13 protein-coding genes are annotated in these 13,023 nt (G+C 63.0%); 6 read left to right on the forward strand and 7 right to left on the reverse strand.

The window, feature by feature from the left end:
* The first annotated feature begins 29 nt into the window (after nt 1–29).
* Genes PSV05_RS01620 through PSV05_RS01630 form a run of 3 tightly spaced genes read left to right on the forward strand, consistent with a single transcriptional unit; the run spans nt 30 to nt 2,049 of the window.
* Nucleotides 30–623 carry a sigma-70 family RNA polymerase sigma factor gene (locus tag PSV05_RS01620; RefSeq protein ID WP_300060490.1) on the forward strand — a complete coding sequence of 198 codons (594 nt, stop codon included), beginning with the start codon at nt 30–32 and terminating at the stop codon, nt 621–623.
* Nucleotides 620–1,147 (forward strand): hypothetical protein, encoded by a 528-nt coding sequence (locus tag PSV05_RS01625; RefSeq protein WP_300060493.1) that lies wholly within the window; start codon nt 620–622, stop codon nt 1,145–1,147. The genes PSV05_RS01620 and PSV05_RS01625 overlap by 4 nt, the downstream gene beginning before the upstream one ends.
* A gap of 11 nt (nt 1,148–1,158) precedes the next feature.
* Complete coding sequence (locus PSV05_RS01630) at nt 1,159–2,049, forward strand: DUF4097 family beta strand repeat-containing protein (protein ID WP_300060496.1); 891 nt, start codon at nt 1,159–1,161, stop codon at nt 2,047–2,049.
* An 89-nt stretch (nt 2,050–2,138) separates the two neighbouring features.
* Here PSV05_RS01630 and PSV05_RS01635 read toward each other — a convergent pair whose 3' ends face one another.
* Nucleotides 2,139–2,963 carry a hypothetical protein gene (locus PSV05_RS01635; protein WP_300061311.1) on the reverse strand — a complete coding sequence of 275 codons (825 nt, stop codon included), beginning with the start codon at nt 2,961–2,963 and terminating at the stop codon, nt 2,139–2,141.
* A 157-nt stretch (nt 2,964–3,120) separates the two neighbouring features.
* Complete coding sequence (locus tag PSV05_RS01640) at nt 3,121–4,041, reverse strand: Hsp33 family molecular chaperone HslO (RefSeq protein WP_300060498.1); 921 nt, start codon at nt 4,039–4,041, stop codon at nt 3,121–3,123.
* 115 nt (nt 4,042–4,156) lie between these two features.
* Between PSV05_RS01640 and mtgA the strand changes: the two genes are divergently transcribed.
* From mtgA to PSV05_RS01655, 3 genes are read left to right on the forward strand one after another with little or no spacing between them, the layout of a single operon-like run.
* Nucleotides 4,157–4,918, forward strand: coding sequence for a monofunctional biosynthetic peptidoglycan transglycosylase (gene mtgA / locus PSV05_RS01645; protein ID WP_300060501.1), 762 nt, complete (start codon nt 4,157–4,159; stop codon nt 4,916–4,918).
* A 57-nt stretch (nt 4,919–4,975) separates the two neighbouring features.
* Nucleotides 4,976–6,016, forward strand: a complete 1,041-nt coding sequence (locus PSV05_RS01650) for a glycosyltransferase family 2 protein (RefSeq protein WP_300060503.1) — start codon at nt 4,976–4,978, stop codon at nt 6,014–6,016.
* Complete coding sequence (locus PSV05_RS01655; RefSeq protein ID WP_300060506.1) at nt 5,976–6,404, forward strand: CBS domain-containing protein; 429 nt, start codon at nt 5,976–5,978, stop codon at nt 6,402–6,404. Before PSV05_RS01650 ends, PSV05_RS01655 begins: the two co-directional genes overlap by 41 nt.
* Before the next feature lie 17 nt (nt 6,405–6,421).
* Here the strand turns inward: PSV05_RS01655 and PSV05_RS01660 are convergent, their stop codons facing one another.
* From PSV05_RS01660 to PSV05_RS01680, 5 genes are all read right to left on the reverse strand, one after another.
* The gene (locus PSV05_RS01660) at nt 6,422–8,383 is read right to left on the reverse strand and encodes an AsmA family protein (protein WP_300060508.1); all 1,962 of its coding nucleotides are present in this window, start codon (nt 8,381–8,383) and stop codon (nt 6,422–6,424) included.
* Between the two features lie 54 nt (nt 8,384–8,437).
* Nucleotides 8,438–9,085: a hemolysin III family protein gene (locus PSV05_RS01665; RefSeq protein ID WP_300061314.1), complete on the reverse strand. Its 648-nt coding sequence runs from the start codon at nt 9,083–9,085 to the stop codon at nt 8,438–8,440.
* Nucleotides 9,086–9,182: 97 nt separating this feature from the next.
* Nucleotides 9,183–10,253: a proline iminopeptidase-family hydrolase gene (locus PSV05_RS01670; RefSeq protein ID WP_300060511.1), complete on the reverse strand. Its 1,071-nt coding sequence runs from the start codon at nt 10,251–10,253 to the stop codon at nt 9,183–9,185.
* An 88-nt stretch (nt 10,254–10,341) separates the two neighbouring features.
* Nucleotides 10,342–11,961 carry a peptide chain release factor 3 gene (locus PSV05_RS01675; protein ID WP_300060514.1) on the reverse strand — a complete coding sequence of 540 codons (1,620 nt, stop codon included), beginning with the start codon at nt 11,959–11,961 and terminating at the stop codon, nt 10,342–10,344.
* Between the two features lie 46 nt (nt 11,962–12,007).
* Nucleotides 12,008–12,955, reverse strand: a complete 948-nt coding sequence (locus tag PSV05_RS01680) for a M23 family metallopeptidase (protein ID WP_300060517.1) — start codon at nt 12,953–12,955, stop codon at nt 12,008–12,010.
* Nucleotides 12,956–13,023 lie beyond the last annotated feature (68 nt).

Raw genomic sequence — 13,023 nt, forward strand, 5'->3', positions numbered from 1 at the left:
CTGCGACACGGGCTGGCATCCCACTGGGTATGCTGACGCTGACCATGCCCATGCCATCTGAAACCACGTGCCATGCCCCTCCCATAGATGATGGCGACGATGCCGTACTGGCGATGCGTGCGGCCAATGCCGATGTGGCGGCGTTCGAGCAGTTGTATCGCCGCCATCATCGCCGCGTGCATGGCGTGATCGTGCGCTTGGTGGGCATGGCCAGTGCGCGTGCCGAGGACTTGACCCAGGAAGCGTTCGTCCGCGCCTGGCAGGCGCTGCCCAGCTTCCGCCATGAAAGTGCGGTGTCCACATGGCTGCATCGGCTGGCAGTGAATACGGCGCTGATGGAACTGCGTTCGCGGCGCAGCCGGCCGCTGCAGGACGAGGATGAGGAAACCTTCGAGCTGTTGTCCACGCCGGATACCGCCGGTAATGCGGTGCTTGGGCGCGATCTTGAGCGTGCGGTCGCTACCTTGCCGCCGCGCGCACGCGCCGTGTTGGTGCTGCACGATGTCGAAGGCTGGAAGCACGAGGAGATCGCCACGCAGTTGGGCATGGCGGTCGGGAGTTCCAAGGCACAGTTGCATCGTGCGCGTGGATTGTTGCGCACGCGGATGGGAGCAGTGGCATGAACGAAGATCGCATGCAGATTGGCGAAGCGGAGTTGCGCATGGCCCTGCTTGGCTTGCGCCAGGACATCGAACCCGGCCATGACCTGTGGCCCGGGATCGCGGCACGCTTGCAGGTGCTTCCACAACAACCCATCCACGTGGCGCGCAAGCCGCGTGTTGGCTGGCTGTGGCCAGTGGCTACCGCGGCATCGCTGCTGCTGGCAGTTGGTATGGCCTGGCAGTTCAAGCCAGGCCAGCCGGAAGCCGCAACTGGTCCGGCGCAATCGTCGCGTCCCGCCAGCAGCGCCACGCTGGTGCAGCGCGAAGCCGACAGCATGACCGCGCATTACCAGGCGGCACTGCGCGAGCTGGCGCCACAGCCGGTTCCTGCCAGCTGGCAGCCGGGGCTGGACACACTGGATCGCGGCGCAATCGAGATTCGCAGCGCCATGCAGCATGACCCGAACTCACGCCTGTTGTTGCAACGCCTGCGTGACACCTATACCCGTCGGCTCGCACTTGCGCGCCGTGCGCTTTACGCTTGAAGGAGTTGACTATGCGCATTAACCTGATGGCTTCCGTGCTGGCGTTGGCATGCAGCATTGCACCGCCCGCTTTTGCGGCCACTCCGATCAACCAGACCCGGCCGCTGGATCCGCGCGGACGGGTGGAGATCGACAACCTCAAGGGTCGGGTCGAGGTCCGCGGCTGGGACCGTCCCGAAGTGAAGGTGACCGGCAGCCTGGGCGACGGCGTGGAAAAGTTCGTGCTGGAAGGCGATGACAGGGTCCTGCACATCGAGGTGAAATATCCATCGAGGTCGAACCGGGCCGAACCGACCATCCTGATCCTGCAGGTGCCGTTGCGCGCAGAGCTCGAAATCGACACGGTGTCTGCCGACATCAATGTCCACGGCATGGCGTCACGCGAGATGTCGCTGCAGTCGGTCAGTGGCGACATCATTGCCAACGGTGCGCCGGGTCGCGCGAAAGCCGAATCGGTTAGCGGCGACGTCAACTTGACGTTCAACAGTAGCGATGTCTCTGTGAGTACGGTCAGCGGCGACGTCACGCTCAGCGGGCGCCTGAATGGTGAAGTGTCGGTCGAGACCGTGTCCGGTGACATGCGGGTGGACAGCAAGGGTGAAAAGCTTTCCAGCTTCAAGGCCAGCACGGTGTCCGGGGATATGCAGGCGCGGATGGCACTGGCGGGCGATGGTGTCGTCAAGATGGAGAGCGTCAGCGGCGATCTGTTGCTTGTATTGCCACGCGACTTGTCCGCGCAGGTTTCAGGAGAAAGCTTCAGCGGTGAACTCAAGGCGCCCGGAGCGAAGATCAAGCGCGAGGACTTCGGGCCGGGCTCAAGCTTCCACACGCATTACGGTGCCGGCAAGGGCGAGATCCGAATGGAGAGTTTTTCGGGCGACGCGGAACTACGGCTGCAATAACTCGCGGCTCACGACTCGCAAATGCAAAGGCCGCATCATTGATGCGGCCTTCGTCGTATGTGTTGTTGTGATCGTGCCGTGGTGCATAACTACAGGTCCTGCTGGTAGCGCACGTAGGGCACGGTGCCCTCGTCGTCCTGGCTGTTGGCAGCCGAGAACGGATTCTTGCCGCGCGTCACCACGTTGTCGGCGCCCACGCTGAGTTGACCGCTCCATGGCGTGCGCCAGGTCAGGCCGAGGCCGAGCCCCTTCCAGACATTGCTTTCGCCGGGGACATTGACCACGCGCCCGACGATGTTGGCGCCGAACGAGCCATAACCGGCGCCGATGCTCAGGCTGCGCGTATTCCACTGGTCAGCTAATTGCGGCACGTCGGAAGCAGGCACCAGGCGCACGCGCGCCACGGTACCGCCTACGCTGACGAAGCCGTCACGGCCGATATTCTTCTCGGCAAACAACGAGAAGTCGTTTTGCTCGACCTTGTTGGCGACTTTGTTCGGCGCGAGCCAGGCTGGAAGGGTGTCGCGACCGCTACCGACTGCAACGCCAACCTTGGTGCCGTTGCGGCTGATGCTGGCGCCAGCAGTGCCGTGGCGACTGCCGGTGCCGGTGTTGTCGCCATCCAGAGATGCCAGCACGCAGCTATTGGCCAGTTGCACGATCTCGCTGCCAATGCCGTTGCGACGATCACACAGCAGGGCTAGCGAATTGCCAGTCTGCAGGCCGTAGGTCGCTTCCAGCGTGGTGCTGCCAAAGCGCCAGCGAGTACCCGCAGTCGTGGTGGTCGGCTCCAGCAGGAGCACGGCTTCGAGTTTGCCGCTGGTCTTGTTCAGCACCGGAACCACAGCGGAGTCGCGACTGCCCGGTTTCGTCTGCGCCTGTGTAACACCGCTGGCACAGGCCAGGGCGAGCAGGGTGGCAGCGATGTAGGGCAGGCGAGGGCGCATAGTCTGTATGGGACAAGTCTTCAGCTGGGAAGTTCAGCTTCCCGATCTCTTGATCCTAGTGGATTTATGAAAATTTAACAATACTCAACGTGGTCTGAATCCAGGTCATTGTGCGTCCCGGAGCTCATTGTATTCCGGGTGCGGCGGGCAGTTCGGCAGCCGCATCCCTGAACAGGATAGCCAACTGGTCTTCGTCGAAACGGTAGTCCTGGCCACAGAATTCGCAACGAACCTGTGCCAAGCCGCCGCCGGCGGCTACCGCGGCGTGGGCTTCGTCCGGGCCTAACGAGACCAGCATGGCCCCGACCCGCTCACGTGAACATGAACAGGCGAATCGCAAGGGCTGTTCGCCCAGCAATTCCGGGGCTTCCTCGTGGAACAGGCGGTGGACGACCTCGGCAGGCGGCAGTGCCAGTAATTCAGCAGCGCCCAAGGTGTCGAACAGCGCGCCGACCCGGGTCCAGCCGTCGTTGTCGCCGTGGTCGCTCGGGAGCGCCTGAAGCATGAAGCCGGCCGCACGCTGGCCGTCGCAGGCCAACAGCAGGCGCGTGGGCAGTTGCTCGGATTGGCGGAAGTAGCCCGCGAAGGCCTCGTCCAGGCTTTCGGCATCGATTTCGACCAGGCCTTGGTAGCGCATCGGCTCGCGCCCGCCGAATGCGGGATTTTCGATCGTGATCGCCAGCAGCGCATCGCGCCCCAGCTCACGCAGGTCGCGCGAAGGTGGCGGCATGCTGCCGTCCAGCACGGCCTCGTCGAGTTGGGCGATGCCGCGCAGGGTGCCGGCCGCCGTGCATTCGGCGAACATGGTGCGCAGTGCGCCCTGTCCGCGCAGTTGCACGGACAGGCGACCATCGACCTTGGCATGGCCGGTGAACAAGGCAGCGGCCGCCGCTGCTTCACCCAATAATTCGGCGACGGCTTGCGGATAGGCGGCGCGTTCGGCCATGGCCTGCCAGGTGTCCTGCAGTTGCACGGCAATGCCGCGCACACCGGCGGTGGGCAGCAGGAAACGAAGTTGCAGGTCGTGGGGGGCGTTTGGATTCATGTCGATACCGTCGGGCGCCAGCCTGCTGATAATGTGCAGGCCAAGGGCGGGGAGCGTGTGTGGACAAGGATATGGGGAAGGACTGCAGGATTCGCAAGGCTGGGAGTGTGCTCGCATGAGCGCGGGCAATGGCAAGGGTCGCCGACGCTGGCGTGCATGGTTGTGGAAGCTGCCATTGCTGCTGGTGCTGTTCAGCCTGGCGCAGGTACTTGCGCTGCGCTTCATCGACCCGCCGTTCTCGATGTTCATGCTGGCGCGCCAGCTGGATGCGGTGTTCGAAGGCGACTTCAAATTCCGCATCACATATGACTGGCGCGACATGTCGAAGATGTCGCAGAACCTGCCGCTGGCGGTGGTGGCCTCGGAAGACCAGAACTTCGCCCAGCACCACGGCTTCGATTTCGATGCGATCGAGAAAGCCCAGGCGCACAACGAACGCATGACCGAGCGCGCAGAGAAACGCGGCAAGCCGGTGCGTCGCTTGCGCGGCGCCAGCACGATCAGTCAGCAGACTGCCAAGAACCTGTTCCTGTGGGGCGGCGGCGGCTGGACGCGGATGCTGCGCAAGGGCGTGGAAGTCTGGTACACGGCATTGATCGAGTTGTTGTGGCCGAAGCAGCGCATCCTGGAGGTCTACGTCAACATCGCCGAGTTCGGCGACGGCGTGTACGGCGCGCAGGCGGCCTCGCGCAACTTCTTCCGCAAGGACGCCTCGCGACTTACATCTGCCGAGGCCGCGCGGCTGGCAGCAGTCCTGCCCAGTCCGAAGCGTTACAACGCGGCCAGTCCGGGGCCTTTTGTGCAGCAGCGTGCGAACGTGATCCAGCGGCAGATGCGCCAGATCGGTGGGCCTGCCTACCTGCACACGCTGGATTGACCATCCGTGTCTGAGCAAGCCTGAGCAGCGCTGTCGCAGCTGGCATACCATCGACCGATGAACGAGATCCCGACCAGCGACCGTTGCCTCACCATGGTGATCGCCGCCTACAACGAGGCCGAGGTATTGCCGGCGCTGCAGCCACGGATCACCGCCGCGCTGGATGCGGCCGAACGCGACGGGCTGGAGGCCAGGCTGCTGTATGTCGATGACGGCAGCCAGGACGCGACGTGGTCGGTGATGAACGACCTGGCATCGCGCGATCCGCGCATCGCCCTGCTGCGGTTATCGCGCAATTTCGGCAAGGAAATCGCGCTGACCGCCGGGTTGGATCGGGTCGAGCGCGGCGCTGCCATGATCCTGGATGCCGATGGCCAGGATCCACCGGAATTGCTGCCGCAGTTCATCGCAAAATGGCGGGAAGGTTTCGACGACGTGCATGGCACCCGCATCGCACGTGATGGCGAAGGCGTGTTCAAGCGCGCGACCGCGCATGGCTTTTACCGGCTGATCGGGCGGCTGTCGAAGACGCCAATCCCACGCGACACCGGCGATTTCCGCCTACTGTCGCCGCGCACCTTGGCGGCCTTGCGGCAGTTGCGCGAACGCCATCGTTTCATGAAGGGCCTGTTCGGCTGGATCGGCTTCAACCAGGTTTCGATTCCTTACCAGCGTGCGCCGCGGATCGCCGGCAGCAGCAAATTCAGCGCATGGAAACTGTGGAATTTCGCGCTCGAGGGCATCACCAGTTTCAGTACCGCGCCGCTGCGGGTGGCGACGTACGTTGGCATCGCCAGCGCCATGGTCGCGTTCGCCTATGGCAGCTGGATCATCCTCAAGGCCATCCTGTGGGGCGATCCGGTGGCGGGCTGGCCCACGATGATGGCGGTGATCCTGTTCCTGGGTGGCGTGCAACTGGTCGCGCTGGGCCTGATCGGCGAATACCTGGGCCGCCTGTACGAGGAGTCCAAGCAACGGCCGTTGTACCTGGTGGACTGCTGGCAGCCTGCCGGCGGGGTAGACTCGAACCCGTCCTCCATCCTGCAAGGAGCGGGCCATGCGTACGGTGCGTCAACTGCTGGAAACGAAATCGCCTGAGGTGTATTCGATTTCGCCGGAAGCCCCGGTGATCGATGCGATCAGGATGATGGCGGAGCGCCGCGTTGGCGCATTGCTGGTGATGGATGGCCCGCGTCTGGCCGGAATCCTGTCCGAGCGCGATTACGCACGCAAGATCGTCTTGCAGGGGCGATCTTCGAAGGACACCCCGGTGCGCGACATCATGAGCGCGGAGGTGGTCAGCGTCAGTCCGCAGCACAACACCGACCAGTGCATGCAACTGGTGACCGACAGCCGCATCCGTCATTTGCCCGTAGTCGAGGATGGGCAGGTGATCGGCGTCATCTCGATCGGCGACCTGGTCAAGGCGGTGATCGAGGAGCAGCGCCAGGAGCTCGACCACCTGCAGCGCTACATCGCCTCCTGATCGCATTCCGTGCGGCTTCAGCCGCCTTGCGGCGTGCAATATTTTGCGTCCTTGCCGTGGCCGAGTTCGGTGGTGGCGGCCAGTCCCGCAATCGGGGCGGCAATGTTGGCGAGCACCGCGGCGGCGGCTGCGCGCAAGCCCATGCGCACGTAGTCGGGATGCACGCTGGGGTGTTTGAAGGTGCCGCGCACGTAGAACGGCGAGCGTAGCGACAGCGGGCTGAACTTCTTGTTGGTCGCCTTGAAGGTCAGGTCCAGGCGTTCGTCGCCAAGATCAATCATCCCCTCGCCGTTGAGCCGTAATTCGGTGGTATCGAACACCAGCGCACGCGGAGTCATCACGCCGTTCTTGACCGCAAAGTCGCCATAGGCACAGCGGATCGGGATCTGCCGGTCGTGGGTCAACTTGATCTTGAGGATGCCGGTCAGGTCCATCGATGCAAATTCCATCAACAGCTTGCTGACCTGTCCGCTGCCCATGCCGGCCTCAGCATCGCCATTGGCATTGCCCGCCATGGTCGCGATCGAGTTGCCCAGGGTAGTCACCGCCACATCCGCCCGCACTTTGCCGATCGCGGTCTTGCCGAGCTCGGCCTTGGGCATCAACTTGCCGAGCGTCATGCTGCGCGCGGTGATGGTGGCACGGGTGCGAATGATGGGTTCGCGTGCGTCCATACGGATGATGGCGCGGAGGTCGCCGTCGGCCACGCCGAAATTGAGAGGGTCCAGCCGCAGCACGCCATCGTCTATGCGCAGGCGTGCATCCATGTCGTCAATGGGCAATGTGATGGTATCGATCCTGCGCGCCTTCAGGCGCACGTCGGCATCCATCGCACGCAACTTGTCGAGCTTGTAGGGCTCTGACGGCAACAGGCGGGTGCTTGCAGCCCCATTCGCGGTCGGTGCAGCAACGGCTGGATGGTTGGTCTCGCTGCCGCGGGCCTGCGGCGCCTTGCCGATGAAGCCGCCGAGGTCTCCGAAGTTCATACGCTGCGACACGAAAGCACCCTTGAAGAAGGGGCGTGCGCCGCCAATGGTAACGGCTGCGTCGCCGCGCAGGTCGCTATGGCCGACCTTGCCGCTAAACCCGAGATAGCGCCATGTGCTGCGCTTGGCGTCCTGGAAGTCGCGGGTGAGTCGACCATCGAGCGCATATGGTGGCGTGTCCGGCGTCGCCACGCCGATCAGGGGATAGAGGTCACCGAGGTTGTCTCCGGCCAAGGCAAGTTGCAGGTCAAAATCGCGGAAGCGCAGCGGATCGAGCAGGGTTCCGCGGGCATGCGCCCGAGTGGGACCGGCAATCGCCTTGATGTCGATTCGATAAGGACGCGCGCTATCGCGCAGTTCGAGTGGCGATTCCGCGGTCCCGCGCAGGTTGAAGGCATTGCCATTCCAGCGGCCGCCGCTATTCACGGAAATCGGAGGTTCTGCATCGTTGGCGCGCGGCTGCAGGCTGTCGACATTAATCCTGAGGTCGGTCTTGTGCGCCGGTTCGAAATAGGTGAGCAGGCCTTCCTTGATATGGACGTTGCGGAACTCGGGCAAATTGCTGTTGCTTTGCGGGAACACCCAATTGGCGACGCCGTCGGGATTGCGCTGCAGGTGCAGGACGGGTTTGTCGAGTGCGATGCGCGGGATCTGCAGTTTGCCGCGCAATAGCGGCCAGAACCGCAGGTCGAATTCCAGCCGGTCGGTTCTCGCCATCTCCGGCTCTCGCGCCGAGGCGGTGTTGCCAAAACGCAAGCCATATGCGGTGATGGTGAGGGTCCGACCCAGGTCGACATCAAGATTGCCATCGATATGAAACTCACGGCCGGTTTGTGCAGTCACCCGGCGTTCGAACGGGTGCTTGAACCAATTCCAATCCCACAGCAGCAACAGCACGAAAATGCCAATTGCAAGAAGGATTGCCACGCTCGACCAAGGATGTCGCGACAACCAGCTGCGCTCGGATTTCAGGTTGGAGTTAGCTGTCGTCATCCATCGACTGTCGTCACCCGGGAGTCAAGCGAGGGTGAATGTGCTGCGTGCCGCTCAGACCGGCGTGCGGATCTGTGCGAAGACGGCGATGTAGTGGCAGACGCTGCCACCCAGCACGAACAGGTGCCAGACCGCGTGTGAGTAACGCATCGACGGACGGTGGTAGAAAAACGTGCCGAACGTGTAGAACACGCCGCCGGCGATGAGCCAACCCAACGTCCACGCATCCAGGGCCGCGAACAGCGGCTTCGCCGCGACCAGGATCAGCCAGCCCATTGCCAGGTAAATCAGCGTCGAGAGCTTCTTGAAGCGCCCGGTGTAGAAGAGCTTGAATACCACGCCTGCCAGCGCCAGCGTCCAGATCATGGCGAACAGCCACCAGCCGACCGGACCACGCAGTCCGATCAGGGTGAACGGCGTATAGGTGCCGGCGATCAGCACATAGATCGCGCAGTGGTCGAACACCTTCAGCCGGCCCTTGGCGACCGGATGCTGGATCGCGTGGTACAGGGTCGAGGCGAGGTAGAGCAGCAGCAGCGCGATGCCGAACACGATCGATGCGCCGAGTTGCCAGGCATCACCATGCAGAGCGGCAAGCGTGATCAGCACGGCACCACCGGCCAGCGCGGCGGTCGCGCCAAGGCCATGGGTCAGTGCGTTGGCCAGCTCCTCACGCAGGTCATGCATTGTCTCGGCCATCAGGTTTCACCATGCGGGCGACAGGCCCGTCAGCGATCTACAGTGGCGACTTGCACCCGAGACCGCAATCTATTCGTCGCGCTGCCGATGCCGGGCGCGGTCATTGCGCTCCGGTTTCGACACCCTTGAGGAAGTGGGTCAGGCCGTCCATGTAAGTCTGCTGGTCATCATAGAACGCCATGTGGCTGCCATTGGGCGCGAACAAGTATTGGCCGTGTGGAAGCAACTTCGACATCTTTTCCATGTACTTCGGGTCCATGGTGTCGTGGGCAGCGCCGATGACCAGCGTCGGCACGGTGATGTCCTTCAGGTCATTGGTGCGATCCCAGTCAACCAGAATGCCGCTGGCCCCCATCTCGCTGGGTCCCTGCATCGGCACATAGACCTTCTTGTTGAGCTTGGCGAATGCGCGCACGACCGGGTCTGGCCATGAAGCCGCGGGCATGCGCAGGGCATGTGCCTCGTAGAAAGGCAGCAGCAATTCTTCGTAACGCGGATCGTCGTACTTTTTTGCGGCTTCCAGCGCCAGGATTTCCTTCAAGGCCTTCTGGTCCATCTGCGGCATCAGCACCTCGTGCGCGTATTTGTTGTACGCGGGGATGCTGGACATCATGTTGGAGATCACCAGGCACTTCAGATGCTGCTGGTACTTGAGTGCATATTCGATGGCGAGGATGCCGCCCCAGGAGTGGCCGAGCAGGCAGAAGTTGTCCTTGTCCAGGTGCAGCGCCTGACGTACCTGTTCGACCTCGTCGACATAGTGGTCGATGCTCAGGTACGGCGTCATGTCATCGGGCTGGTCGCTGTAGGCGGAACCAAGCTGGTCGTAGTAGTAGTACTCGATGCCGGCAGCCGGGAAGAAGCTGTCGAAGGCTTCGAAATATTCGTGGGTCCCTCCGGGGCCGCCATGCAGCAGCAGGACCTTCAGCTTCGGGTTGTTGCCGACGCGCTTGGTCCAGACCTTGAAGTCGCCAGACGGCGTGTGGATCGGGACCATCTTGACGCCGCCAGTCAGCACATCGTCGCGGCCGCTGTTGTCGTAATAAGCGTCGGTGATCGCAGTTGCCGCAGTAGTCTGCGTCGGTGCGGTCGATGCGGGCGTTGCAGTACGATCACAACCCGCCAGCACGACCAGACTAGCCAACAAGAGACCTGGAAGCAGATTGCGCATGACGCTCTCCCTTTGCGGCAATTCGCGAGGATGCCACGTCAGCCAATCTGCAACAACGCGACCGCCGGGTCAGCCCGCCAAAGCCGAGTCAGCCCAGATCCACCGCATGCGCATGTTCGCGGGTGGCCATGAATTCCACGGCCGGCGAGCGTTCCTGCGCCAGTTGCAGGTTGACCCGTGTTGGCGCCAGATATACAAGGTGGCCAGCGCCATCCAGCGAGAGGTTCATCGCGTTCTTCTCGCGGAAATCTTCCAGTTTCTTCGCATCGCCGCACTTGATCCAGCGCGCGGTTGTGACCTGTACCGGCTCGAAGGATGCCTCGACGCCATACTCGTCCTTGAGCCGGTAAGCGACCACTTCGAACTGCAGTACACCGATCGCGCCCAGCACCAGGTCGTTGCTCATCAACGGCTTGAAGAATTGGGTGGCGCCTTCCTCGGACAATTGCGCCAAGCCCTTCTGCAATTGCTTGAGCTTGAGCGGATCGCGCAGGCGCGCGCGGCGGAACAGTTCCGGCGCGAAATTCGGGATGCCGGTAAAGGCGAGCTTCTCGCCTTCAGTGAACGTGTCGCCGATCGAGATGGTGCCGTGGTTGTGGATGCCGATGACATCGCCGGGGAAGGCACTTTCGGCGATCTCGCGATCGGACGCCATGAAGGTCAGCGCGTTGGCAAGCTTGAAGTCCTTGCCGGTGCGCGGGTGGAACGCCTTCATGCCGGCGCTGAACTTCCCGGAGCACACGCGCATGAATGCCACGCGGTCGCGATGCATCGGATCCATGTTGGCCTGGATCTTGAACACGAAGCCGGTGAGTTTGGATTCTTCTGGTGCCACGTCGCGGGTCAGGGTTGCGCGCGGACGCGGCGACGGTGCGTTTTCGACGAAGAAATCCAGCAGCGGCTGCACGCCGAAATTGTTTACGCCCGAACCGAAGAACACCGGCGATTGCTGGCCGGCAAGATAGGCCTCGCGGTCAAACGGATGGCTTGCGCCCTGTACCAGTTCCAGTTGCTCGCGCACCTCGGCCAGCATGGGCGCGCCGATCCGTGCCTCGACCTTGGGATCATCGAGTGACTTGAAAATCGTCGAGTCCTGGCGGGTGAAGTTGCGGCCCGGTTCGTACAGATGCACTTCACCAGTGACCAGGTGGATTACACCCTTCAGGCGATTGCCCATGCCGATCGGCCAGGTCACCGGCGCGCACTGGATGCCGAGCACGGATTCGATTTCGTCGAGCAGGTCGATCGGGTCCTTGCCCTCGCGGTCGAGCTTGTTGACGAAGGTCATGATCGGCGTGTCGCGCAGGCGGCACACCTCCATCAGCTTGATCGTGCGTTCCTCCACGCCCTTGGCGACGTCGATCACCATCAGCGCCGAGTCGACCGCAGTCAGCACGCGATAGGTGTCCTCGCCGAAGTCGGCGTGCCCGGGGGTGTCGAGCAGGTTGATGACGCGGCCCTCGTATGGGAACTGCATCACCGAACTGGTCACCGAGATACCGCGTTCCTTTTCCAGCGCCATCCAGTCGGAGGTCGCATGGCGCGCGGCTTTGCGGCCCTTGACCGAGCCCGCCATCTGGATCGCGCCGCCGAACAGCAGCAGCTTTTCGGTCAGCGTGGTCTTGCCGGCGTCGGGGTGGGAAATGATGGCAAAGGTGCGGCGGCGCGCGGCTTCGCTGGAAACGTCTTGGCTCAGGGTTGCGGACATGAGGGCGCCGCGCGAGTGCGCGTCATCGGATCAAGGGAAGACGCGATTATAGCGGGCGCTGCCCGCTTGCCGCCGGTTCAGCGTCTTGCATCGGCATGCCGCGCATGCGGAACGGGATCGAGACCAGGTGCATGCCGCGATTGACCTGCACCGCGAAGTGCAGGTGTGGTCCGGTGGTGAAACCGGTGTTGCCGGACAGACCGATCTGCTGACCGGTCTCAATCTTTTGTCCAAGCCGAACCAGCACGCCGCCGGTCTTGAGGTGCGCATACAAGGCCATGCTGCCGTCGTCATGCAGGATGCGCACGAAGTTGGCGCGGCCGCTGTAAGTGTCCTTCTTGAGGCCGGCCTTGCTGAAGTCCGCCTCGACTTGCATGATCGTGCCGGCACGCGCGGCCATGACCGGGGTGCCGATGTCGGCGGCGAAATCGAGTGCATAACGATTTTCTTCATCGTCATGGCTGAACTGGCCATCGAACCCCTGGTCGATCCGGCTACGTGGCTGCCGAAGTGGCGGCAGGTATTCGACATTTTGTGGACGTGCGCTGGGATTGCCGGGAACGCCGCGCAGGCTCAATTCGAACGAGCCATTGCGGCCGGGCGCATCTGCGCCCAGCCGTGCCACCAGCACGGTGCCGCCGGCGGGAACCGTGGCACGGGCCGGCAATGCGGGTTCGGCATGCACATTGCTGCTGCGGGTGAACGACAGCAGCACCTCGATCGGTCCCGTCAGTCTGTTGTCTGCCCAGGCCAGGTAGTTGCCTTCGCCGGCTTCCACCCGCAGGCGCGCAATCGCGTGTGGTTCGACAGGAACCTGGATGACCCGCACTTTCGTATCTGGCACGCCATGCGGCTGGTAGTCGCCGTAATGCACCACGCCGCGCGCATCGACCCAGCGATACACCTGCCTGGTATCAGCCGACCCGGGCAAGGCCAAGGACAGCATTGCAAGCGTGCATGCAAGCAGGACGGGGCGGCGGTTGATTGAACCCATTGAGCAAGTATGTCGGAAGCCTTTGGCTGCGTCCTTATGACATTGGGTTATTAATATCTCTTTATCCG

It is taken from the genome of Thermomonas sp. (genome assembly GCF_029945965.1).
Classification (GTDB): Bacteria; Pseudomonadota; Gammaproteobacteria; order Xanthomonadales; family Xanthomonadaceae; genus Thermomonas.

Bases quoted from the DNA above. Each gene is read 5' to 3' on its own strand.
- PSV05_RS01620 (WP_300060490.1), top strand. From the start codon at position 30: ATGCTGACGCTGACCATGCCCATGCCATCTGAAACCACGTGCCATGCC.
- PSV05_RS01625 (WP_300060493.1), top strand. From the start codon at position 620: ATGAACGAAGATCGCATGCAGATTGGCGAAGCGGAGTTGCGCATGGCC.
- PSV05_RS01630 (WP_300060496.1), top strand. From the start codon at position 1,159: ATGCGCATTAACCTGATGGCTTCCGTGCTGGCGTTGGCATGCAGCATT.
- PSV05_RS01640 (WP_300060498.1), bottom strand. From the start codon at position 4,041: ATGAATCCAAACGCCCCCCACGACCTGCAACTTCGTTTCCTGCTGCCC.
- mtgA (WP_300060501.1), top strand. From the start codon at position 4,157: ATGAGCGCGGGCAATGGCAAGGGTCGCCGACGCTGGCGTGCATGGTTG.
- PSV05_RS01650 (WP_300060503.1), top strand. From the start codon at position 4,976: ATGAACGAGATCCCGACCAGCGACCGTTGCCTCACCATGGTGATCGCC.
- PSV05_RS01655 (WP_300060506.1), top strand. From the start codon at position 5,976: ATGCGTACGGTGCGTCAACTGCTGGAAACGAAATCGCCTGAGGTGTAT.
- PSV05_RS01660 (WP_300060508.1), bottom strand. From the start codon at position 8,383: ATGACGACAGCTAACTCCAACCTGAAATCCGAGCGCAGCTGGTTGTCG.
- PSV05_RS01670 (WP_300060511.1), bottom strand. From the start codon at position 10,253: ATGCGCAATCTGCTTCCAGGTCTCTTGTTGGCTAGTCTGGTCGTGCTG.
- PSV05_RS01675 (WP_300060514.1), bottom strand. From the start codon at position 11,961: ATGTCCGCAACCCTGAGCCAAGACGTTTCCAGCGAAGCCGCGCGCCGC.
- PSV05_RS01680 (WP_300060517.1), bottom strand. From the start codon at position 12,955: ATGGGTTCAATCAACCGCCGCCCCGTCCTGCTTGCATGCACGCTTGCA.